We start from the raw sequence: 23,086 nt of genomic DNA, 5'->3' as shown, positions 1-23,086 counted from the left end.
AAATAAACTTTGTGCGAGTTGTTTGGAATTTTTTATGTATAAACCAACCACAGCAGTGTGGCAGCCTTCTGCGTCAATCTTGTTTAAAATTACTCTACTTGGCTCTGCTATTGCAGCACTCGGGATGACGACAGGCTGTTCATCAACTCCCGCGAATTCAAAAACAATAAAATCAAACCAGGTTGGGTCCGGTCTTTTAGATGCCAGCAGTCTGGATTCACTTGAAGATCTGCTTTCTGCGACTGATATGCGCGCTGTTGAAGGCGATCGTCTGCTGATTCTCAAGCACGGTGATGTGTGGAAGCGGATGACTGTAGGCTTCAAGATGGATTTAAATCACTGGGACTCACGTATTGAGGCACAGCGTAGCTGGTTTATTTCACGTCAGCCTTATCTTGACCGTCTAAGTGCACGTGCCAGCCGCTATTTGTACCATACCGTAAAAGAAGCCGAACGTCGTGGTCTGCCAACTGAACTGGCCCTGTTACCAGTCATTGAAAGCTCCTATGATCCGGCAGCGACCAGTAGTGCAGCAGCAGCAGGTTTATGGCAGTTTATTCCAAGCACCGGTAAAATTTATGGTCTGAAGCAAACTTCACTATATGATGGCCGTCGAGATGTGGTTGAATCGACTCGTGCAGCCTATGAGTTCTTGGGCAGCCTGTATAATCAGTTCGGTTCCTGGGAATTGGCACTAGCTGCCTATAATGCCGGGCCGGGTCGCATCCAGCAGGCCATTAACCGTAACCGTGCTGCAGGCTTACCTACTGATTACTGGTCGCTTAAACTGCCACAGGAAACCATGAATTATGTTCCACGTTTCTTGGCAGTAGCACAGATTATTAAAAATCCGTCAGCATATGGGGTATCTTTACCGCCAATTGCTAACCGTCCACACTTCCGCGAAGTTAATTTAAATGGCGGAGTCGGGTTAAATCAGGTTTCTTCTATTACTGGCCTAAGCCGTGCCGAACTTTATGCCTTGAATCCAGGTCATCGCGGTGAATATGTAGATCCGGCCAGCCCGATGCGTATTCTGATTCCAGCTGATCTTAGTCCGGCAATTGATACAAAGCTGCGCAGCCTGAATTCAGGTTCAGGAGGGCTATGGGCAAGCAACCAGCCGCCAGTAGCTTCTAAGCCTGCGTCATCCGTAAGTGTGCAGACCAGGGTAACACCAGCTGCTTCTGCAACAGTTCCTTCATCTTCATCAAGCTCTGCACCTGTGTTGGCAAGTAATAGTAGTAAAACAACTACAGCTAAAGTCTCAACACCTAAAGGTTCGGATGCTTTGGCTTCATTTGCAGCAAAAGCAGACATACCAAGTGCTCCGCGTATACCTGTTGCAGTGACACCAGCGGCAAATATTACACCGGTACGTGTAGAGCCACCAATTTCACAAACTGAACGTGACCAGATTCTGGCTCTGGTTAAGGCTGAAGGTGAGAAAAAGTCAGTTGAAGAGGTACTCCAGCCTCAAGCCAGCCAGGCTGAAAAAGATGAAGTAGTTGCCGAGCTAAAAGCCCTGGCTCCGCAAGGTACAGAAATTGTTGATCCATATGATGGCAAGATTAAACTGACAGCTATCCAGACCAGTCTCTCAGTAGCTGAACAGCAGGGTAAAGAGGTTAAGCGTGGATTCTCTTATCCAAAAGCCGTGGCAGAAAATACCTTGGCAAGTTCGGAAGAGTTAGAGCGCAACAAGGGCAAAGACTATATTAAGACTGACAGCGAAATCGTAGTTATACCACCAAAGGGCAAGCGCAGTACCTATACGGTTCAGCCAGGTGATACCCTTGCAGTAATCGCCATGAAAAATGGGGTGAGCTGGCGTGATGTGGCGAAATGGAACCAGATTGACCCAAGTGCTACCTTATATGTAGGAACCTCTTTATACCTGTACGATGCCAATCCACAAAAAGTTGAAGAAAAAACTGTAAAAGCCAGCAAGCCGGAAACTTACCTGGTCAAAGCCAATGATAGTCTGACCAGCGTTGCTGACCAGTTTGGTCTCTCATTAAAACAACTGGCCGACTGGAATAATCTCTCTGTAACTAGTGGTCTGTTTGTAGGACAGAAACTTCAGTTGAAAGATAATCCGAATGCAGCCGTGGCAAAACCTGTTAAGGTGGCTGACACCAGAGTAACCGCAGAACAGCGGATCAAGACCAAGAGTTACACTGTTAAACGTGGCGAATATCTGAAAATGATTGCTGAACGTTATGCATTGTCTAATCAGGAATTGGCAGATTTAACACCTGGCCTGACTGCAACCAGCAGCCTGCTGGTAGGTCAGAGAATCAATGTTCCTGTAGAGGAGACCAGTGTTTCTGCTAAAGTCGAAACTAAAGAAGATAAGAAAACAACTTTGAACGACAATATCAAAGTCAGTACGAATTATAAAACCGAAAGTTATAAGGTACAGCGTGGCGATACTCTCACCAGTATTGCAGCACAGTCTAAAGTGTCTGTAAGCGAGCTGGCACAGCTTAATAATATCAATACCGGTAGTGGAGTCCGTATTGGCCAGACTTTAAAAGTTCCAGCTGGGGCAAGCATGCCGGATGAATATATTGTTCAGCCGGGCGATACTCTTACATCAGTTGCCGGAAAATATCATTTACAGGTTAATTTTCTGGCAGGCCTAAATGGACTTAACCGTAATTCAGGCTTGCGTGTCGGCCAGAAAATCAAGCTTGATGGAGAACTGCCAGTATCACCTGCACCTGTAGAGAAAGAAACAGTAACTGCAAAGAACAGTAAAAATAATTCTTCTGGCAGTCATCGTGATACTGAGCGTTATACCGTAAAAAATGGAGAGTCTCTGAATACCATTGCCAGCCGTGTCGGTATTTCGGTTAAAGAGCTGGCAGAGTTAAATAATCTGGAGTCACGTGCTGGTCTTTTACGTGGTCAGAACTTGCTGATTCCAAAAACAGTAACTTCATATACGGTAAAACGTGGGGATACATTAATTGGTCTGGCAAACAAATATGGTATGAATACGAGTGAACTGGCAGAAATGAATGATATTCAGCCAAGTACGCAGCTTCGTATCGGTGAAGTGATTAAAGTACCAAATCTATAATAAAAAAACCTGAACAGGATCTGGTATGCACTGGAGTTTTGCAAAAGCTAAGCAGCTGGGGTTTGCGGCTGGATTAAGTGTATGTGCTCAAGGCGGGTTTGCTGCATTGCAAACCACGCCTTATATCGCGCTTCACACCCAGCCCAAGTATAGCGGCCTGAATGCCATGCCATATGCTAATCCGGCAGCTCCTAAAGGTGGATTATTAAGTACAGCCAGTAATGGTACTTTTGATAACTTAAATAGCATGAATGGTAAAGGCAGCTCGGTAGATGGGATTAATTTTCTGTTTGATTCCCTGATGAGCAGTTCTCTGGATGAGCCGGGAGTGCTTTATCCGCTATTGGCAGAAAAAGCCAGCTATGATCCAGAACATACTAAATTTGTTATTTTCTATCTGAATCCTAAAGCACGTTTTAGTAATGGCCTCCCTGTCACAGCTGAAGATGTGAAGTTCAGCTTTGACGCTTATCAGACCAAATCCAATCCGGGGTTGCAGATGTATCTGGCGGATCTGGAAAAAACTGAAGTTCTATCTAGGTATCAGGTCAAATTTACTTTCAGGTCAGATAACAACGCAGAGATGCCACTAATTTTGGGAACATTACCCATCTATTCCAGGCAGGACTGGAAAAACCGGGATTTTACTCGAATTACTATGCAGCCTATTGTTGGTTCAGGTCCCTATCTGATTGACCGGATTGATGCAGGGCGTAGTGTTACCTATAAACGAAATCCGCATTACTGGGGGCAGAATTTACCTGTAAATAAGGGCCGTTATAATTTTGACCGGTTAAAATATGTTTATTACCGAAATCTGGATATTGCTTTTGAAGGTTTTAAGTCAGGGCAATATACTTTGCATGAAGAGATGACAGCGCGTAAATGGGTGACAGAGTATAATTTTCCGGCAGTAAAAGCTGGGATGGTCAAGACCTATCGCTTTCGGCATCAGAATCCGGTGGCAACCCAGAGTTTTGTGTTTAACACACGTCGTAGCCCCTTTAATGATATTCAGTTCCGCCGCGCTTTAACTTATGCGTATGACTATGAATGGCTGAATAAGGCCCTGTTTTATGGTCAGTATCAGCGGTTGCAAAGTTATTTTGCCAATAGTGAACTTGAAGCAAAAGGACCACCCGGCCCTAAAGAAATGCAGATCCTTCAGCCGCTATTACCCAAATTGCATACTGTAATGCGTCAAGGTGTACTCAAGAACTGGAAGTATCCGGTTTCAGATGCCAGCGGATTTAATCGTAACAATCTGCTGATTGCACGTCAGATTTTAATTAAGGCCGATTATCGAATTCATGATGGCAAACTATATGATTCCAAAGAACAGCCGGTTGAAATCGAATTCCTCATTCATCAGGACGGTTTACAGCGTACCTTAATGCCTTTTGTACGTAATCTGAAAAAACTCGGTATTGTAGTGATGCTACGTCAGGTAGATGTACCTCAGTATCTTGAAAGGATGCGCCGTTATGATTTTGACATGACGACCAGCGTAATGCCGCAGTCACTGACGCCTGGTAATGAACAGGCACAGTTATGGGGAAGTGCTGCAGCTGATCAGGCAGGAAATTATAATTATGCCGGTATCAAGAACCCGGTTATTGATCAAGTAATTAATAGTGTCATCCGGGCACCAGACCGTGAACAGCTGGTTATTCGTACTCGCGTATTAGACCGTCTGCTGCGTGCGGGCTACTATCAGATTCCAACTTATGGCAAGGGGGAAAACTGGCTGGCATACTGGAATATGTATCATCAGCCAAAACAAAAACCAAAACTTTCTGTAGGTTTAGACTACTGGTGGATTGATAGCAAGCAGGCTCAGCAGGTGAGCAGTTATTTGCGCAGGCAATAACCTTATAACAATTGAAGTCAAAGGGAATGGCGTCTTTATGGGCACATATATATTAAAAAGACTTCTGTTAATTATTCCAACTCTATTCTTGATTCTGCTGATTAACTTTATGGTGATCCAGCTAGCACCAGGAGGGCCGGTAGAGCAGGCTATCCAGCAAGCCCAGAATTTCCAGGGAGTGGGAAACACCAGCCATGCTGAAACAGTAGGCCATTCATCTGAATATCAGGGCGCACGGGGCCTTAGTGATGAAATGGTGGAAAAAATCAAAGCACAATACGGTTTTGACAAATCGGCACCTGAACGTTTCTGGATTATGCTCAAGGGATATCTCACTCTGGACTTCGGCATCAGTTTTTTTAAAGATAAGCCCGTTACCCAGCTGCTCTGGGAGAAAATGCCGGTTACAGTTTCTCTGGGGTTATGGAGTACTTTACTGATTTATCTGGTGTCTATTCCATTGGGGATTAAAAAGGCCAGACAGCACGGCACGCTATTTGATAAGTCTACTTCATTACTTCTGGCGGTTGGTTATGCTGTACCGACCTTTGTATTTGGTGTTTTACTGATTGTATTTTTCGCTGGCGGCAGTTATTTTCAGTGGTTTCCGCTGCAGGGGCTAGTCTCGGAAAATTTTCAGGAGCTCAGCCTGCTTGGAAAAATCAAAGATTATTTCTGGCACATGGCCTTGCCTTTATTCACCATGATTCTGGGCGGGTTTGCTGGACTAACCTACTTGACAAAGTACTCTTTTATGGAAGAGTTAAGCAAGCAGTATGTATTAGCTGCACGTGCTAAGGGATTAAGTGAAAACCGGGTCCTATACGGCCATGTATTTCGTAATGCAATGCTGATAGTGATTGCCGGTTTACCTGAGGCTCTGATAGGGATTTTCTTTGTAGGCAACCTGTTTATCGAGATAATTTTTAATCTGGATGGGCTGGGATTGATGGGTTTTGAAGCAATAGTACAGCGTGATTATCCAGTCATTTTTGGCACATTGTTTTTATTTACCCTACTGGGTTTGATCTTGCGTCTCATCAGTGATGTGCTGTATCAAATTATCGATCCACGCATCAATTTTGATTCACGGGGGGCAAAATAATGTCTCCATTAATGCGGGCACGCCTTCAACGTTTTACCCATAACCGTCTTGGTATGGGCTGCCTGATTATTTTTATTCTGATTTTTATTTGTTCTCTTGCGGCAGAGTTTATTGCCAATGATAAACCTCTATTGGTGAAATATGAAAATTCTTATTATGTACCTGTACTGAAGGAATATCCGGAAACAGCTTTTGGCGGAGTCTTTGAAACGGAAGCTGACTATAAAGATCCAGTGGTACAGCAGCTTATTAACGCCAAAGGCTGGGCAATCTGGCCCTTAATTGAATTTTCTTATCAGACGCCAAATCTTGAACTGGCTGTTCCTGTGCCATCGCCACCAACAGCACAAAACTGGTTAGGTACTGATGATCAGGGAAGAGATGTACTGGCACGTGTTTTATATGGTTTGCGTATTTCTTTACTGTTCGGATTTGCCCTGACATTTTTTGCTGCCTTAATTGGCATCGTGATAGGTGCAGTACAAGGCTACTACGGTGGGTGGATTGATCTGCTCGGGCAGCGTGTACTTGAGGTATGGGGTGGCCTGCCCATGCTGTTTATGGTCATGATTCTGGTCAGTATGTTTACTCCAAATGTTTATTGGCTATTTCTGATTATGTTACTGTTTGGCTGGCCAGCCCTGGTTGGTCTGGTTCGGGCAGAGTTTTTGCGTGCAAGAAATTTCGATTATGTGCGCGCTGCACGTGCGTTGGGGGTAAAAGATCATGCCATTATCTTCCGGCATATTCTTCCCAATGCCATGAGTTCCAGTCTGTCCCAGCTCCCTTTTATGCTTACCGCCAATATTACTGCCCTGACTGCACTGGATTTCCTGGGCTATGGTTTACCACCTGATGCTGCATCATTAGGGGAAATTCTGCTGCAAGGGAAAAATAATCTTAATGCGCCCTGGCTGGCTTTATCTGGTTTTTTTAGTCTGGCACTGGTTCTTTCATTATTGATCTATATTGGGGAGGCAACCCGCGATGCATTTGACCCAAGACGCCAGTGACCAGTCAGCTGCGCTAAAGCTACAGGTTGAACAGCTTAATATTCAAAATGAGCAGGGCGAAGTTCTGGTAGAAAATTTAAATTTCTATCTATATGCCGGACAGACCTTAGCTATTGTCGGAGAGAGTGGTTCAGGAAAATCCATCAGCAGCCTGGCTTTGCTTGGACTGTTACCTGCTAATCTTAAGGTTCAGGGGAGTGCTATTTTAGATAGTCAGAATCTTTTAAATCTGTCTGAAACAGCAAAACGCCAGATTCGTGGCCATAAAATTGCCATGATTTTTCAAGAACCCATGACTGCACTTAACCCGCTGCATCGGGTAGAAAAAATTATTGGAGAAAGTCTGTATTTACAAGGCTGGTCTAAAGATCAGGTTCGGCAGAGAGTGGTAGAATTACTCCATGATGTCGGAATAACTCATCCGGAAGACAAACTGCAACGTTATCCACATGAGCTTTCCGGCGGCCAGCGACAACGGGTAATGATTGCGATGGCGTTAGCTTTAGATCCCGATATCCTTATCGCTGATGAACCTACTACCGCTCTGGATGTAACTTTACAGGCACAAATTCTCAAACTGCTACAAAGCCTGCAACATCGCCGAAATATGGCCATGATTCTAATTAGCCACGATCTTAATATAGTTAAGCGCTGTGCCCAGCAGGTGGTTGTGATGAATCAAGGCAGAGTTGAAGAACAGGGGAGTGCCGAACAAATTTTTAAACAGCCTAAGGCTGAATATACCCGGCATTTATTGGCACATAATTTTGGTCAGGCATTGCCATCCTCCGCAGGCTCCGAACTGTTGAGACTGGAACAGGTCAGTGTATGTTTTCCTATTCGCCAAGGGTTGCTTAACCGTGTAAAAGATTATTTTGTGGCAGTTGAGCCTTTAAATCTGGTCTTAAGACAAGGTGACTCCATTGGAATTGTTGGGGAAAGTGGCTCTGGTAAAACTTCTCTGGCTTTAGCGATTGCCCGGTTGATAGAGAGTAAAGGCCAAATCTTTTTAATGGAGCAGGACCTTAACCTGCTTTCCGAGAAAAAATTAAGGTTATTACGCACTGACTTCCAAATTGTATTTCAGGATCCGTTCAGTAGCCTGAATCCTCGTATGACGGTCGAGCAAATCATTGGTGAAGGGCTGAATTTAAAACATCATATGCCGCTCGCTGTAACTGAGCAGATTGACCAGATTCTACAGACGGTAGAGTTGCCTGTACATTTTAAACAGCGCTATCCACATGAACTTTCTGGCGGACAGCGGCAACGTGTAGCACTGGCACGGGCTTTGATTCTTAAGCCCAAGCTTATTATTTTAGATGAGCCTACTTCTGCATTGGACCGTACCACCCAGCGGGCAATTGTGCAGTTATTACGAAATCTGCAACAGGAATATCAGTTAAGCTATCTGTTTATCAGTCATGATTTACAGGTAGTCCGTGCCTTATGTCAGCAGGTGATGGTGCTACGGCATGCGCAACTGGTCGAATTTCAGGATACTGAACAGCTATTTTCAAATCCTCAGTCCGAGTATACCCGGCAATTGATAGCTGCAAGTCAATATTAAAAACCGTCATCAGGAACTTTTTCTGTGACTCCTGCGGCATGCATTGTAATAGAGTAAACCTTGACTAGACAGGCGTTTAAACTAGAGTAAGGACTCTAATTCAGTAAATTGGAAAAAAATATCATGAGCTTGATTGCTGAACCGATCACAATTCGTAATACAACCTTTAAAAATAGAATTATTAAGGGCGCAATGAGTGAAGCACTGGCTAACGCAGCAGGGCAACCTAATCATCTGCATTATGGCTTATATGAGGCATGGGCTAAAGGTGGTCTGGGCTGTGCCATTACCGGTAATGTAATGGTTGATATCGGCGCCAAAAATGAGCCAGGTGTGGTAGCAATCGAGTCTGAACGTGATCTAGAACAGCTCAAGCACTGGGCAGAAATTGGCAAAGAATATGGTATGGTTCAACTGGTCCAGCTGTCTCATCCGGGACGTCAGTGTCCTAAGGGCCTGAACAAAGAAACAGTTGCACCTTCAGCTGTGCCATTTAGTCCGGTTCTGGCAACTACTTTTGGTACACCGCGTGAACTGCGTGAAGAAGAAATTCTGGATATTATCCAGCGTTTTGCCCATGCTGCCAAAATCTGTGAAAAAGCAGGCTTTGAGGGTATACAGCTACACGGTGCGCATGGTTATCTGATTAGTCAATTCCTGTCGCCACTGACCAACAAACGTCAGGACCAATGGGGCGGTTCAATTGAAAACCGTATGCGTTTCCTGCTGGAAATCTACAAGGCCGTAAGAGCAGGGACTTCAGAGAACTTTATTATTTCTGTAAAACTAAACTCGGCAGACTTTCAGCGTGGTGGTATTACCGAAGAAGATGTTATCTATGTATTCAAAGCAATTGATGCGGCTGGTATTGACCTGATTGAAATTTCAGGAGGAAGTTATGAAGCACCAGCTATGGCTGGTGTCAAGGAAGGTAAACGTAAAGCCAGTACAATTGCTCGTGAAGCCTATTTCCTTGATTTTTCTGAAAAGATCCGTCAGGAAGTCAAATGTCATCTCATGGTAACAGGCGGTTTTAGAACCGTAAAAGGTATGAATGATGCCCTGGAGAGTGGAGCATGTGATTTTATTGGTATTGCACGGCCATTTGCGGTAGAAACTGACTTGTCTAACCATTTGATTGCCGGGAAAGACGTTCGTTATGGTGTAGAGAAAATTAAAACTGGCATTCCGATGATTGATAAAATGGCAATTATGGAAATTATCTGGTATGCGGCACAGTTTAAAGCAATTGCTGAGGGTAAAAAACCTAATCCAAAACTTTCTCCCTTAAAAGTATTTTTTAAATATCTTAAAGGAAATCTGACTGCTGTGGTCAAAGGGCAGATTAATTCGCGTAAATCGGCCTAGTTTGTATATATAGATGAATGTATTGCATCTAGTGGTGAATAGTCCTGTCTTTAGGGTCTTCCAAACCTGAGGGCAGGCCTGTTTTATATTCTCAGTATGTAATGAAATAAACAGGCTGACGGGCTGATTCAGTATAAATGCAGGAAATAAGTAAAAATATCGAACTTCTTCTGTCTGTTAAAAACTTGCTCTGATTGCAGCTCTCATCACGGCATCAGAATAAAACAAGATTTAAAAGTAAGAATAAAAAAAGCCCAAGTCATAATGCTTGGGCTTTTTTATAAGATGCTGCCATCTTGAATATGGCGTCCCTACGGGGATTCGAACCCCGGTTACCGCCGTGAAAGGGCGATGTCCTAGGCCTCTAGACGATAGGGACTTTAAGTGAGGCATAGTTCTGAAATTGGCGTCCCTACGGGGATTCGAACCCCGGTTACCGCCGTGAAAGGGCGATGTCCTAGGCCTCTAGACGATAGGGACGTTTCAGAGGTGGGCGTATATTAGGGTGAATCCCCGGATGTGTCAAACACTTTTCTGGCATCTTTCTCTTAAAAATATACCATTCGTATAAAAACAAAGCAAAATGCCATAATTTGTTTGAAATTGCTGCAAGATATTCTGATTCATGCTTTTGTATAAAAAAGAGCGGCATTTGCCGCTCTTAAGTGCTTTAGGTAGGCATCAAGACTTAACATCAAGACTTAGGATGGTAAAACACATAATAACTTGTATAGCATGCTGCAATAAACAACAGGCACCCGAAGAAACTGATTCGCATGGATGGATCAAAAACCATACTGATACAGGTAATCAGACAGAAAACAAAACCTAGAATCGGAACAATAGGAAACAGCGGTGCAGCAAACGCAAGATCTTTAGCAGTTTTTCCCTGCTTATACCAGTCTCGGCGGAAGTTGAACATGCTGAGACAGATACTCATCCAGACTACTACCATGGTAAAGGCTGCGATTCCGAGCAGGTTAGTAAAAATAGTTTCTGGGGCAAACTGCTCAGACAACAAACCCGGCATACCGCCGATCATGGTAACGATTACTGCAACATAAGGAATGCCGCGTGCATTTACTTTTGAAAATACTGCCGGTAATTGCTTGTTATAAGACAATGACCACATCATACGTGAGGCAGCAAATAAACCGGAGTTGGCTGCTGACAGCAATGCTGTGATAATAACAAAACGGATAATATCTTCAGCATAAGGGATACCAATGTGCTGAAATACCGTAACGAATGGGCTACTGCTCACACCCTCGGCTGCTAGACCTGCTTCCTGATGAGGTAGAAGTGCAGTTACTACTAAAATTGTTCCTACAAAGAAAATCAATAAACGGAAAATCGCTGCATTGATGGCTTTGGGTACATTTTTGGCGGGGTCTTGGGTTTCACCTGCTGCTACCCCAATCAACTCGGTCCCCGAAAAAGCGAAGTTCACGATTAGCATGGTAGTGAAAATAGGAAACAGGCCTTCAGGGAACCAGCCTTGCGCGGTCAGATTACTAAAGAGTGGTGCAGACTCATAACCTTGGTAGCCAATTACACCGAAAATTGCCAGTAAACCAAACAGAATAAATGCGACAACAGTGATTACTTTCACCAGTGCAAGCCAAAATTCAGATTCGGCAAACCAGCGTGTGGAAATCATATTTAAGGTAAATACGAATGCACCAAAAACCAGTGTCCACATCCACATGGAGCTATCTGGAAACCATTCCTGCATAAGAAGTGCAGCAGCAGTAAATTCGGTACCAAGGGTTACTGACCAGGTTAGCCAATATAACCAGGTAATGGTATATCCTGTTCCCGGACCAATAAACTTATTGGCATAGGCACCAAAAGAGCCTGAAACAGGCATATGTACAGCGAGTTCGCCAAGGCAAAGCATCACCATATAGGCAATAAGGCCACCCAGCACATAAGCAAGGATGGCGCCGACCGGCCCCGTTTGTGCAATGACTTCACCCGAGCCTAAAAACAGGCCAGTACCAATTGCGCCTCCCAGAGAAAGCATAACCAGATGTCGGGTACTCATAGCGCGTTTTAATGGCGCAGAATTGCCCTGATGCAACGCATCATTCGGAGAAGGAGATGACGGCATAGAGTTAAACGGAAAAGAGTAATGAAGCCGGCTATTTTAGAGAAAAAATGTAAATGTGCAATCGAAATAAAAAGCAGGAGAAATAACAGCAGAAGAATTGGCGTCCCTACGGGGATTCGAACCCCGGTTACCGCCGTGAAAGGGCGATGTCCTAGGCCTCTAGACGATAGGGACGTTTCAGAGGTGGGCTTATAATAGGGAGATTTTAAGGATGTGTCAAATGGCAGCTGGTATTATTTTTAACCAAATGAATGCCTTACATCAATCAGCTAACTTCTATGTTCGGGTTATAGGCAGATATAGTTATACCTAGGCCAGAGAGTTTAATTAGGCAATCAGAATAAAATAAGAGATTTATAAAAGATGGCGTCCCTACGGGGATTCGAACCCCGGTTACCGCCGTGAAAGGGCGATGTCCTAGGCCTCTAGACGATAGGGACGTTTAGAAGGTAGCGGTATCTTATTGATCCGCTACCAGAGTGTCAAGCAGTTGAGGTGCGAGTTTGTTTAAAATATAGCAAAACAGCTCGGCAGTTTTCTGCGTGTCATATAATGCTGAATGTGCTTCTTTCCCGTCAAACTCAATTCCCGCCTGTAGACAGGATTTAGCCAGCACGGTTTGGCCAAACATTAAGGCACTGAGCGTGACCGTATCAAACACTGAAAAGCTATGAAATGGATTCTGGTTTTTAGTTCCACTTCGGTTAATAGCTGCCTGTAAAAAACCTAGGTCAAAATGGGCATTGTGGCCAACCAGTATGGCATGAGTACACAGCTGTTCACGGCGGATATCATGAATAGACTTGAAGATACGTTTCAATGCAGTCTTTTCATCTTCTGCCATCGCCATACGCATCGGATTAAAAGGGTCAACCCCAATGAAGTCTAGCGAGCGGCGATCCAGATTAGCGCCTTCAAACGGATTAATATGTGCATGATAGGCAGGACCCGGAATAAATTTTCCTTCCTCATCATAGATAATCGGAATACAGGCAATTTCAAGTAACGCATCAGTCTGTGCATTAAAGCCCGCAGTTTCCACATCTACCACAACTGGCAGAAAGCCACGAAAACGCTGACCAATCACAGGTCGTGAATCTTGTGTCACACTTTTCTCCATTGAATGGTTTGACCGGCATAAAGTGGAATAATCTGTTCATTTTCCAGATATTCTAGGCTCGCTGGAATCACCTGCGGTTCTTTAACCAAGCTAATTGTTTGAGTATTACGCGGTAAGCCATAGAAGTCTGCACCAAACATGCTGGCAAAACCTTCAAGCCGTTCAATACGTCCTACCTGATCAAATGCCTGTGCATAAAGCTCAATAGCAGTAGGTGCACTATAGCAGCCTGCACAGCCACATGCATTTTCTTTAGCATTTTTAGAATGGGGCGCACTGTCTGTACCAAGAAAGAATTTCGGGTTACCACTAGTTGCCACTTCCAGCAGGGTCTGCTGGTGGGACTGACGTTTCAGAATTGGTAAACAGTAAAAATGCGGCTTGATTCCACCTACCAGCATATCATTACGGTTAAATAACAGGTGTTGTGGAGTAATGGTAGCTGCAACATTACGGTCCTGTTCCAGCACAAAATGTGCTGCTTCACTGGTAGTAATATGCTCAAGCACAACTTTAAGTGCTGGAAACTGCTTCAAGAGAGGAGAAAGTACTTCATCCAGAAAACGCTTTTCGCGGTCAAAAATGTCTACATGATTGTGAGTAACTTCACCATGTAACAGTAAGGGCACCTGATATTTTTCAAGCTGCTCTATGACTGCATATACTTTACGGATATCGCTGACACCATTGTCTGAATTGGTAGTTGCACCAGCCGGATAAAGCTTGATGGCATTAACATATTCTGAATCTTTAATTTTTTTAACTTCTTCAGGTGAAGTGTAGTCAGTAAAATAAAGAACCATACGCGGATCAAAATTTACCCCTTCAGGCGCATGAGCCATAATCCGTTCACGATAGGCTAGAGCCTCATCAACCGTTTTTACTGGTGGAACCAGATTGGGCATGCAAATGGCGCGGGAAAACTGTCTGGCCAGATCAGGCACGGTACGTTTAAGGGCTAGGCCGTCACGTAAATGGACATGCCAGTCATCTGGTTGGAGAAGAGTGATCGTATTCAAAGTGTTCAGGCAAGAAAAATAAAATAGATGATAATCGATAAACTCTAAAAATGATAACGGCAATTATGGATAAAAGGCACAATAAAGTTCGTAATTTGCCCTAAGGGTATGCTATTTTTATAGAACTATAAAAACTATGCACGATGTTATGGAATATAAATATTACCTTACAACGTTGCAGCAACAAAAAGAAAAAATTGAAACTCTGGTCGCCCTGCATTCTCATTGTACCAGTAGTTCGTTGCCGCAGGCACTTGAACAAGAGTTCTGGCAGCAGAATACTGAACGGGCCCGGATCAATATCTCACAATCTTTTGCTGCAGGTGTGTGGGCTTACCTTTTGTTTACGGCTTTAGTGTTGCCAGGTGATTACTGGCTTTCTGGTCAGCGTTTTTTCTCTGCAGATTTTCTGCTGTGTATTGTTGCCATGCTTAATGGCGCAGTAAGCCTGTTGACCCTTTACGGCTTTGCTAGAAGTAAACTGCTTCAGCCTTACTTTTATCAGGCTGCATTAGGTTTAATGCTCTGGACTATTATTTCAAGCTGTCTGCTGAGTATGAGTTTTGCTACCCCTGCACTTAAGTATCAGTCAGCGATTGTGTTGTGTTTTATATATATGCTGGGGTTTATGATCAGTGGGGTACGGCCACTCCACATGCTTTTGGTCGGGACACTGGCCGCGGTTATATCTATTTACTTACTGTTCGTATTTCATATTTCTTTTGAAGTGATCATTTTAAGCCGGGTACTGTTGGGAAGCTGTCTGTTTGGTTTTACTTTAAGTACCATGCTGATCAAGCGGGAACGTATACTGTTTTTAAATACCAAGCTTGCACAGCTTAATGAAAAGATTCAGTATATTCATGCTTCTGAACTTTTGCATTTAAGCCAGCATGACGAGTTAACCCAGATCTCTAACCGCCGTAATTTTGATGAGACTCTGGACAGTTTTTATAGGCAGTCACGTAAAGAAGGAACGCCCTTATCTCTACTGTTTATCGATGTGGATTTTTTTAAAAACTATAATGATTTTTATGGTCACCAGATGGGCGATAAAGTGATTTATAGTATTGCCAGAGCAATTAAAAATTCGATTCGGCACAGGGATTTTGTGGCCCGTTATGGTGGAGAGGAGTTTGTAGTGCTTCTTCCTGAAACCGAGGCGCATGGTGCCTATGCGGTTGCGTCCAATATTTATCGGGAAATTGAGCGGCTTGCTATTCCTCATGAACGTTCATGTATTGCCAGCTATATCACTGTAAGCTTGGGTATTACAATTTATAGGGGAGAAGCGGCTGTAACACAGGAGGCTTTGCTTGAGTCTGCTGATCAGGCACTCTATCGGGCCAAACAGTTGGGCCGCAATCAGATTTTCTATCAGTCAGTCGGTTCAACAAAAGTTGCATAACCATTAATTCTTATAAAAATAAAAGCCGCCAGAATCAGGCGGCTTTTAGACAGATTAAAAATTACTTCTTGTTATTTTCAAGCTGGGGTAAAGCTGAACCCTGACCCAATGATAGCAGGCCAGAGTCAGTATAAAGACCCAGTTTGGCGCGTGTATCTGTAATATCCAGATTACGCATAGTCAGCTGTCCAATACGGTCCATTGGTGTGAACATTGAATCACCTTTTTCCATAGTCAAGCGTTCAGCTTCATAGGTCAGGTTCGGAGATTCAGTGTTCATGATGGTGTAGTCATTACCACGACGCAGCTCTAACGTGACTGTACCCGTAATTGCTTTAGCAACCCAGCGTTGGGCAGTTTCACGCAACATCAGTGCCTGAGAGTCAAACCAGCGGCCTTGATAAAGAAGACGACCTAAACGCAGACCATTGATACGGTATTGTTCAATGGTATCTTCATTATGAATACCCGTTACCAGACGTTCATAAGTGATATGCAGCAACGCCATGCCAGGTGCTTCATAAATACCACGAGACTTGGCTTCAATAATACGGTTTTCAATCTGGTCGGACATTCCCAGCCCATGACGTCCACCAATACGGTTCGCTTCAAGAATAAGTTCCACCGGATTATCAAAACGTTGGCCATTTAATGCAACTGGCATACCTTCTTCAAAAGTCACGGAAACTTCTTCAGCTTTAACTTCGACTTCATCTTTCCAGAACGCTACCCCCATAATTGGCTCGACAATCTTGATGCCGGCATTCAGGTATTCAAGATCTTTGGCTTCATGAGTTGCACCCAGCATATTTGAGTCGGTCGAGTAGGCCTTTTCTTTTGACATTTTGTAGTCAAAACCGTTATCGATGAGGAACTGTGACATTTCAGCACGGCCACCAAGTTCATCAATAAAGGTCTGGTCTAGCCAAGGTTTATAAATTTTCAGGTTAGGATTGGTAAGCAGACCATAACGATAAAAACGCTCAATATCGTTGCCTTTATAAGTTGAGCCATCACCCCAGATGTTGACATCATCTTCTTTCATGGCCGTTACCAGCATAGTACCGGTGACTGCACGACCTAATGGAGTGGTATTAAAATAAGGCATACCGCCTGTACTGATATGGAATGCGCCACACTGAATTGCAGCAATACCTTCAAGTGCAAGTTGCAGGCGGCAGTCGATCAAGCGAGCTTTTACCGCACCATAATTTTCAGCTTTCTTTGGAATGGCATCATAGTCATCTTCATCAGGCTGACCAAGATTTGCAGTATACGCATAAGGCTCTGCACCTTTTTGTTTCATCCACAATAAAGCAGCAGAAGTATCTAGGCCACCAGAGAAGGCAATTCCGACTTTTTTGCCTACTGGTACATGCTGCAAAATGGTTGCATTATCAGTCATTGCTAGTCCTAACTATAAAACAGGCACCACGAATTGGCTGCCATTGAAAAATCTATAAACATTTTATTGTAACACTTTTAAACGAACATGTTTTCTTAAAAAAAAGACAAACTTTAAAAATTATAGGGGCGCTAAATTTATAATTACGCTTTTATGAGTTAACTCAGTTTATAGAAATTAATAAGGAGGTTTTATTTAGAGCAGAAAATAATACGGGCTTTTCTTGACTCTATTTCATCATATTTTAAGTTTTAAAAAATCTATAAGACTAAAGTTTTACAAGAGCATTAAAAGTACAGTTTTTAATACTTTAAATTTAACTATTCTATTTATTAAACAATATATTAACAAAGAATAGAGGGTTTTTATTCTGGATTGACTTTGCCAGAAATTAAACATTTTCTAATTTAAATTGGTATGACCAATTTTATAGATAAAATTTTATATTGATCTTTAAATAAGCAAAATTTAGGATAATTAAAGTAATTAAAAGATTTATTGTTCTTTAAAGTAAATATTGGTCTGACCAATTATTGTAGGTTAGATCAATCAATATCTCGTGAGCATATCAAGGAGAAGAATGTGCTTTCACAATGGCAACAGATTTATGATCCGATGGGGAATTTATGGATTTCCAGCTTGGTCGCCCTGATTCCAATTATTTTCTTTTTTCTGGCATTGGCAGTTTTCCGTTTAAAAGGAAGTGTAGCGGGAACAATTACGGTGGTACTGGCTTTGCTGGTTTCACTTTTTGCTTATGGCATGCCGACCGATATGGCATTTGCCTCGGTGATTTATGGTTTCTTCTATGGTTTATGGCCAATATCCTGGATCATCATTGGTGCAGTATTCCTGTATAAAGTTTCTGTTAAAACAGGCCAGTTCGATATAATCCGTTCTTCAATTTTATCTATTACTGAAGACCAGCGTTTGCAAATGCTGTTGGTCGGATTTGCTTTTGGTACTTTTCTTGAGGGTGCAGCAGGTTTTGGTGCACCGGTTGCGATTACTGCGGCATTACTGGTCGGTTTGGGCTTTAAGCCATTGTATGCTGCCGGTCTGTGCCTGATTGTAAATACCGCACCCGTTGCCTTTGGCGCAATGGGTATTCCAATTATCGTGGCGGGGCAGGTGTCTGGTGTAGATACCATGGAAATCAGCCAGATGGTAGGCCGCCAGTTACCGTTTATGGTGCCAATCGTACTGTTCTGGATTATGGCCATTATGGATGGCTGGCGCGGAATTAAAGAGACCTGGCCGGCTGTAATTGTAGCAGGCGGTGCATTTTCACTGGCACAGTACTTGACCTCAAACTTTGTAGGGCCTGAATTGCCAGATATTACAGCGGCCATTGCGTCACTGGTGAGCCTGACAATCTTATTAAAATACTGGAAGCCTAAGCATATCTTTCGTTTTAAAGATGAAAACGACAGTCAGGTGGATGCCGAGTTGCTGGCTTCACAGAAGCAGAAATTCAGTATAGGCCAGATTGCCAAAGCCTGGTCACCATTTGTGATTTTGACGGCGATGGTAACTCTATGGAGTATCAAGCCTTTTAAAGATCTATTTGCTAAAGATGGTCCAATGCAGGATTGGGTGATTTCGATCAAGGTTCCTTATTTGCATCAGCTGGTTCAGAAAGTGCCTCCAGTGGTGCCCGAAGTTAAGGACTATGATGCTATCTTCAAATTTGACTGGCTCTCAGCAACCGGTACAGCAATTATTATTGCGGCGCTTATTACGATTGTTTATCTGAAAATGAAGCCACGTGAAGCACTGGTGACTTTTGGTGAAACAGTAAATGAATTAAAGACCCCGATTTACTCGATAGGCATGGTTCTAGCCTTTGCATTCATTGCGAATTACTCAGGAATGTCGGCAACATTGGCATTAGCCTTGGCGCATACTGGTAATGCTTTTACCTTCTTCTCGCCATTCTTGGGCTGGTTGGGCGTGTTCCTCACAGGTTCAGATACTTCTGCCAATGCGCTGTTTGCAGCATTACAGGCAACTACTGCCCAGCAGATTGGTGTGCCAGAAGTTTTACTGGTAGCTGCCAATACCAGCGGTGGAGTCACCGGCAAGATGATTTCTCCGCAGTCGATTGCCATTGCCTGTGCAGCAGCAGGGCTGGTAGGTAAAGAGTCCGATCTGTTCCGCTTTACGGTTAAACACAGTATAACCTTTACCGTAATGATTGGTATCATTATCACTCTACAGGCATATGTGTTCCCGTGGATGATTCCATAGGATAGAAAGAGGAAGTGCAGGGTGAAGGTCTCCGATAAAGTTATACAAAGTTTGTATCAGCTGATTGAACAGCAAGGAATGAAAGTCGGAGATCGCCTCGCTTCTGAGCGTAAGCTATGTGAACAGCTTGGTGTATCGCGCTCCTCATTACGGGAGGCCCTACAGCAGTTAAATACTCAAGGTATAGTGCAGAGCCGGTTAGGAGATGGTACTTATATTTGCCAACTGCCTGTTACCTGGTCACAGCATAAAATTGTTCAGCCTCTAAGCGGCCTAATTGACCAGGATCCACTTTACCGCTTCGATGTGCAGGAAGCACGGTTGGTACTGGAAGGGGGAACAGCCTGGTATGCAGCTTTACGCTCTACTGCTGAGGACCGTGTCAAGATTCATCACTTTTATGACCAGATCAGCCATTTCCAGTCAATTGGTGATCCGGATCAGGCTTCGGTAGCAGACGCCAAGTTTCATCTGGCAATTGCTGAAGCATCTCATAATCTGGTCCTGATACAGACCATGCGTGGCCTGTTTGATCTGTTGCAATACAACGTGGTGCTGGGTCGTCGTAAAGTCTATTCAGAGTCAGACCGGTTTGACCAGTTGCATTTACAGCATTTCAAGGTCATGGATGCAATTGACCGTAAAGATCCGCAGGCAGCCCGCATGGCAGTTTGTGGCCATATCGAATTTGTTATACAACAGGTACGCTCGATTGATGAGGAAGAAGCCCGTCATCAGCGTGCCAGTCGCTTAAACAGGATTTAAAATGATTATTTCATCTTCTAATGATTATCGTGAAGCAGCGCGACGCCGGTTACCTCCATTTCTGTTTCATTATATTGATGGCGGGGCATATGCGGAATATACCCTGCAACGAAATGTAGAAGACCTTTCCAAAATCGCTTTGCGGCAGCGTGTCTTAAATGACATGTCTGAACTGAGTCTGGAAACCAAGCTGTTTAATGAAACCTTGTCGATGCCAGTTGCTCTGGCACCAGTTGGCCTGACCGGAATGTACGCTCGCCGTGGGGAGGTTCAGGCCGCGGTTGCTGCAGAGAAAAATGGCATACCTTTTACTCTGTCAACGGTATCAGTCTGTCCAATTGAAGAAGTTGCACCAGCCATCCAGCGCCCGATGTGGTTTCAGCTTTATGTATTGCGTGACCGGGGCTTTATGAAAAATGTATTGGAGCGTGCCAAGGCTGCAGGTTGTTCGACTCTGGTCTTCACCGTAGATATGCCGGTACCAGGTGCACGTTACCGTGATGTTCATTCAGGCATGAGCGGACCTAATGCTGCCATGCGCCGCTATATGCAGTCCTTTATGCATCCACACTGGGCATGGAATGTTGGACTGATGGGACGTCCACATGATCTGGGCAATATTTCTAAATACTTGGGTAAACCAACCGGCCTGGAAGATTATATTGGCTGGTTAGGGGCAAACTTTGACCCGTCCATTTCCTGGAAAGATCTGGAATGGATCCGTGAATACTGGGATGGTCCAATGGTCATTAAAGGTATTCTGGACCCTGAAGATGCTAAAGATGCGGTACGTTTTGGCGCTGACGGAATTGTGGTATCTAATCATGGTGGACGCCAGCTAGATGGCGTATTGTCTACTACCCGTGCATTACCGGCTATTGCAGATGCTGTTAAAGGCGATCTGAAAATTATGGTCGATTCGGGAGTCCGTAACGGACTTGATGTAGTACGTATGATTGCGCTTGGGGCTGATTTATGTCTGTTGGGTCGTGCTTTCGTCTATGCATTGGGTGCTGCCGGCGGTGAAGGTGTAAATCACCTACTTGAGCTGATTAACAAGGAAATGCGAGTTGCCATGACACTAACTGGCGCTAAAACTATTCAGGATATTTCTTCTGAATGTCTGGTCAAGCGCATTATGGAGTAAAACCGTGTCTATCACCGCCTCTAAAGTCATACAGCAGTTTCAGCAAGTGGTCGGAGAAAAATTTGTACTTACCGATGAGCAGGAAACCCGCCTTTACCGGCAGGGTCGACGTTTTGGTGAAGGACAGGTTCTAGCCGTAGTAGCTCCCGGTAGCCTGATTGAACAATGGCGTATTTTACAGATTGCAGTGGCTGCAGACTGTATTGTAATTATGCAGGCCGCCAATACTGGCCTGACTGGAGGCTCTACACCTTATGGTCATGATTATGACCGTCCAGTAGTACTGATCAGTACCCGGCGGTTAGCTGGTATACAGGTTATCAATTTAGGGAAACAAGTTATATGCTTGCCGGGTGCGACTTTAGATGCATTAGAAAAAGCCCTGTTACCCTTTAACCGGGAACCGCATTCAGTGATTGGTTCCTCCTGTATAGGTGCCTCTGTATTAGGGGGAGTATGTAATAACTCTGGCGGTGCACTGGTAAGACGTGGGCCGGCGTACACCGAACTGGCCTTATATGCTCAGGTTGATGAACAGGGACAACTGCATCTGGTTAATCACTTGGGAGTAAGTTTAGGTACCCAGCCAGAACAGATTCTGATACGTCTGCAAAATGGTGAGTATCAGGAAAAGGATATTGATTACAGTCCGCAGCACCGCGCTTCTGATCCTCATTATGGTCATGACGTGCGTCAGGTTGATCTTGATACACCGGCGCGTTTTAATGCTGACCCTAACCGGTTGTTTGAAACTTCAGGTTCTGCCGGCAAGGTCTGTGTTTTCGCAGTGCGGCTGGATACTTTTGAAAAATTACCAAGTCAGGTGTTTTATATTGGAACCAATAGTCAGGATGATCTGACTGCAATTCGACGCTATTTACTGACACAATTGCCGCGTCTGCCGATTGCAGGTGAGTATATTCATCGGGTAGCGTATGACATTGGCGAGAAATATGGAAAGGATACCTTTCTGTTTATCGAAAAATTTGGAACTGCGCGGGTCCCTAAAGCTTTTGCCATGAAAGACAAAATTGATGGCATGCTGGAAAAAGTCAAAATCAGAGGATTAACCGACAAGGTTTTACAGCTGTTAACCGGCGTTTTGCCACCCCATTTACCGCAGCGTATGGCCGAGTTCCGTAACCGCTATGAACATCATTTACTACTTCGTATCGAAGATCAGGATATAGCACAGGTAGAAAGTTACTTGCAGGAGTATTTTAAAATACACTCTACAGGCAACTATTTTCTGTGTAATGAAGAAGAAGGCCGTAAAGCTTTTTTACACCGATTTGCCATTGCAGGAGCAGCTATACGTTATCGTGATGTACATCGCCGGGAGGTCGAAGACATTGTGGCGCTCGATATTGCCCTAAAACGCAATGACCGGGAGTGGCTGGAAACCTTGCCTGAGTCAATGGAAGAGCAGATTATACATAAACTCTACTACGGTCATTTCTTGTGCCATGTTTTTCATCAGGATTACATCGTCAAGAAAGGGGTTGATCCATTGGCTATGGAGCATGCCATGTGGAAACTGCTAGATCAGCGTGGTGCCGAATATCCGGCCGAACATAATGTTGGACATTTATATGTAGCCAAGCCTGCTTTAAAACAACACTATCAAAAGCTTGATCCAACCAACAGTTTCAATGTGGGCATTGGTTATACTTCCAGAAAAAAATATTGGTCATAAACCAAATTCTTTTAACTGTGCTTTTAAGAACTATTTATTAAAAGCACAGTTAAATTCTTCCCCGCAATACTTTTAAAGCCATCCTATATTTATATTTAAATTTTTAAAATAGCCTAAGCTTAAAATTGACGTTCAAGTCTTTATCCTTC

The 23,086-nt window shown here is 43.8% G+C and carries 15 protein-coding genes and 4 tRNA genes; 11 read left to right on the top strand and 8 right to left on the bottom strand.

All coding sequences use genetic code 11. The features are described from left to right. Positions 1-34 precede the first annotated feature (34 nt). The 6 genes from AC0VYT_RS10145 to AC0VYT_RS10120 all read left to right on the top strand — a co-directional run bounded on the left by AC0VYT_RS10145 (position 35) and on the right by AC0VYT_RS10120 (position 10,014). Positions 35-3,088, top strand: a complete 3,054-nt coding sequence (locus AC0VYT_RS10145; RefSeq protein ID WP_005019168.1) for a lytic transglycosylase — start codon at positions 35-37, stop codon at positions 3,086-3,088. A 25-nt stretch (positions 3,089-3,113) separates the two neighbouring features. After that, positions 3,114-4,958 (top strand): extracellular solute-binding protein, encoded by a 1,845-nt coding sequence (locus AC0VYT_RS10140; RefSeq protein WP_005019171.1) that lies wholly within the window; start codon positions 3,114-3,116, stop codon positions 4,956-4,958. A gap of 37 nt (positions 4,959-4,995) precedes the next feature. Then, the gene (locus AC0VYT_RS10135) at positions 4,996-6,063 is read left to right on the top strand and encodes a microcin C ABC transporter permease YejB (protein WP_005019173.1); all 1,068 of its coding nucleotides are present in this window, start codon (positions 4,996-4,998) and stop codon (positions 6,061-6,063) included. Further along, positions 6,063-7,076, top strand: a complete 1,014-nt coding sequence (locus AC0VYT_RS10130; RefSeq protein WP_005019174.1) for an ABC transporter permease — start codon at positions 6,063-6,065, stop codon at positions 7,074-7,076. The genes AC0VYT_RS10135 and AC0VYT_RS10130 overlap by 1 nt, the downstream gene beginning before the upstream one ends. Beyond that, positions 7,051-8,646, top strand: a complete 1,596-nt coding sequence (locus tag AC0VYT_RS10125; protein ID WP_005019176.1) for an ABC transporter ATP-binding protein — start codon at positions 7,051-7,053, stop codon at positions 8,644-8,646. The genes AC0VYT_RS10130 and AC0VYT_RS10125 overlap by 26 nt, the downstream gene beginning before the upstream one ends. Before the next feature lie 123 nt (positions 8,647-8,769). Next, positions 8,770-10,014, top strand: coding sequence for an NADH:flavin oxidoreductase/NADH oxidase family protein (locus AC0VYT_RS10120; protein ID WP_005019177.1), 1,245 nt, complete (start codon positions 8,770-8,772; stop codon positions 10,012-10,014). 303 nt (positions 10,015-10,317) lie between these two features. Here the strand turns inward: AC0VYT_RS10120 and AC0VYT_RS10115 are convergent. The 7 genes from AC0VYT_RS10115 to pyrC form a co-directional block, all read right to left on the bottom strand. After that, positions 10,318-10,393: transfer RNA gene (locus AC0VYT_RS10115), tRNA-Glu, on the bottom strand. Between the two features lie 25 nt (positions 10,394-10,418). Beyond that, a tRNA-Glu gene (locus tag AC0VYT_RS10110) sits at positions 10,419-10,494 on the bottom strand. A 214-nt stretch (positions 10,495-10,708) separates the two neighbouring features. Beyond that, complete coding sequence (locus AC0VYT_RS10105; protein ID WP_005019181.1) at positions 10,709-12,127, bottom strand: amino acid permease; 1,419 nt, start codon at positions 12,125-12,127, stop codon at positions 10,709-10,711. A gap of 98 nt (positions 12,128-12,225) precedes the next feature. Next, positions 12,226-12,301: transfer RNA gene (locus AC0VYT_RS10100), tRNA-Glu, on the bottom strand. A gap of 190 nt (positions 12,302-12,491) precedes the next feature. Next, positions 12,492-12,567 (bottom strand) — tRNA-Glu (locus AC0VYT_RS10095). A gap of 20 nt (positions 12,568-12,587) precedes the next feature. After that, complete coding sequence (rnt, locus tag AC0VYT_RS10090; RefSeq protein WP_005404392.1) at positions 12,588-13,247, bottom strand: ribonuclease T; 660 nt, start codon at positions 13,245-13,247, stop codon at positions 12,588-12,590. Then, entirely contained in the window at positions 13,232-14,266 is a 1,035-nt protein-coding gene (pyrC, locus tag AC0VYT_RS10085) for a dihydroorotase (RefSeq protein ID WP_005019184.1), read from the bottom strand. Before pyrC ends, rnt begins: the two co-directional genes overlap by 16 nt. A gap of 148 nt (positions 14,267-14,414) precedes the next feature. Between pyrC and AC0VYT_RS10080 the strand changes: the two genes are divergently transcribed. Then, positions 14,415-15,674 carry a GGDEF domain-containing protein gene (locus tag AC0VYT_RS10080; protein WP_005019186.1) on the top strand — a complete coding sequence of 420 codons (1,260 nt, stop codon included), beginning with the start codon at positions 14,415-14,417 and terminating at the stop codon, positions 15,672-15,674. Positions 15,675-15,735: 61 nt separating this feature from the next. On the opposite strand, the gene argG is transcribed toward AC0VYT_RS10080, so the two are convergent. Then, complete coding sequence (gene argG, locus AC0VYT_RS10075) at positions 15,736-17,079, bottom strand: argininosuccinate synthase (protein ID WP_005019187.1); 1,344 nt, start codon at positions 17,077-17,079, stop codon at positions 15,736-15,738. A gap of 615 nt (positions 17,080-17,694) precedes the next feature. Here argG and lldP point away from each other — a divergent pair. Genes lldP through dld form a run of 4 tightly spaced genes read left to right on the top strand, consistent with a single transcriptional unit; the run spans position 17,695 to position 22,937 of the window. Next, positions 17,695-19,329, top strand: a complete 1,635-nt coding sequence (gene lldP, locus AC0VYT_RS10070) for an L-lactate permease (protein ID WP_217449015.1) — start codon at positions 17,695-17,697, stop codon at positions 19,327-19,329. A 21-nt stretch (positions 19,330-19,350) separates the two neighbouring features. Further along, positions 19,351-20,094 (top strand): transcriptional regulator LldR, encoded by a 744-nt coding sequence (gene lldR, locus AC0VYT_RS10065; RefSeq protein WP_005019193.1) that lies wholly within the window; start codon positions 19,351-19,353, stop codon positions 20,092-20,094. A gap of 1 nt (position 20,095) precedes the next feature. Further along, positions 20,096-21,241 carry an FMN-dependent L-lactate dehydrogenase LldD gene (gene lldD / locus AC0VYT_RS10060; protein ID WP_005019195.1) on the top strand — a complete coding sequence of 382 codons (1,146 nt, stop codon included), beginning with the start codon at positions 20,096-20,098 and terminating at the stop codon, positions 21,239-21,241. 4 nt (positions 21,242-21,245) lie between these two features. After that, complete coding sequence (dld, locus tag AC0VYT_RS10055) at positions 21,246-22,937, top strand: D-lactate dehydrogenase (RefSeq protein ID WP_005019197.1); 1,692 nt, start codon at positions 21,246-21,248, stop codon at positions 22,935-22,937. Positions 22,938-23,086 lie beyond the last annotated feature (149 nt).

The sequence above is a fragment of the Acinetobacter sp. QJM3NY_42 genome, from assembly GCF_056173745.1.
Note: the sequence above shows the minus strand (reverse complement) of the source record. Positions and strands in the feature narration are given on the sequence as shown.

Bases quoted from the DNA above. Each gene is read 5' to 3' on its own strand.
- rnt (WP_005404392.1), bottom strand. From the start codon at position 13,247: ATGGAGAAAAGTGTGACACAAGATTCACGACCTGTGATTGGTCAGCGT.
- AC0VYT_RS10120 (WP_005019177.1), top strand. From the start codon at position 8,770: ATGAGCTTGATTGCTGAACCGATCACAATTCGTAATACAACCTTTAAA.
- argG (WP_005019187.1), bottom strand. From the start codon at position 17,079: ATGACTGATAATGCAACCATTTTGCAGCATGTACCAGTAGGCAAAAAA.
- lldD (WP_005019195.1), top strand. From the start codon at position 20,096: ATGATTATTTCATCTTCTAATGATTATCGTGAAGCAGCGCGACGCCGG.
- AC0VYT_RS10125 (WP_005019176.1), top strand. From the start codon at position 7,051: ATGCATTTGACCCAAGACGCCAGTGACCAGTCAGCTGCGCTAAAGCTA.
- lldP (WP_217449015.1), top strand. From the start codon at position 17,695: ATGGGGAATTTATGGATTTCCAGCTTGGTCGCCCTGATTCCAATTATT.
- AC0VYT_RS10130 (WP_005019174.1), top strand. From the start codon at position 6,063: ATGTCTCCATTAATGCGGGCACGCCTTCAACGTTTTACCCATAACCGT.
- AC0VYT_RS10105 (WP_005019181.1), bottom strand. From the start codon at position 12,127: ATGCCGTCATCTCCTTCTCCGAATGATGCGTTGCATCAGGGCAATTCT.
- AC0VYT_RS10145 (WP_005019168.1), top strand. From the start codon at position 35: ATGTATAAACCAACCACAGCAGTGTGGCAGCCTTCTGCGTCAATCTTG.
- AC0VYT_RS10135 (WP_005019173.1), top strand. From the start codon at position 4,996: ATGGGCACATATATATTAAAAAGACTTCTGTTAATTATTCCAACTCTA.
- AC0VYT_RS10140 (WP_005019171.1), top strand. From the start codon at position 3,114: ATGCACTGGAGTTTTGCAAAAGCTAAGCAGCTGGGGTTTGCGGCTGGA.
- AC0VYT_RS10080 (WP_005019186.1), top strand. From the start codon at position 14,415: ATGGAATATAAATATTACCTTACAACGTTGCAGCAACAAAAAGAAAAA.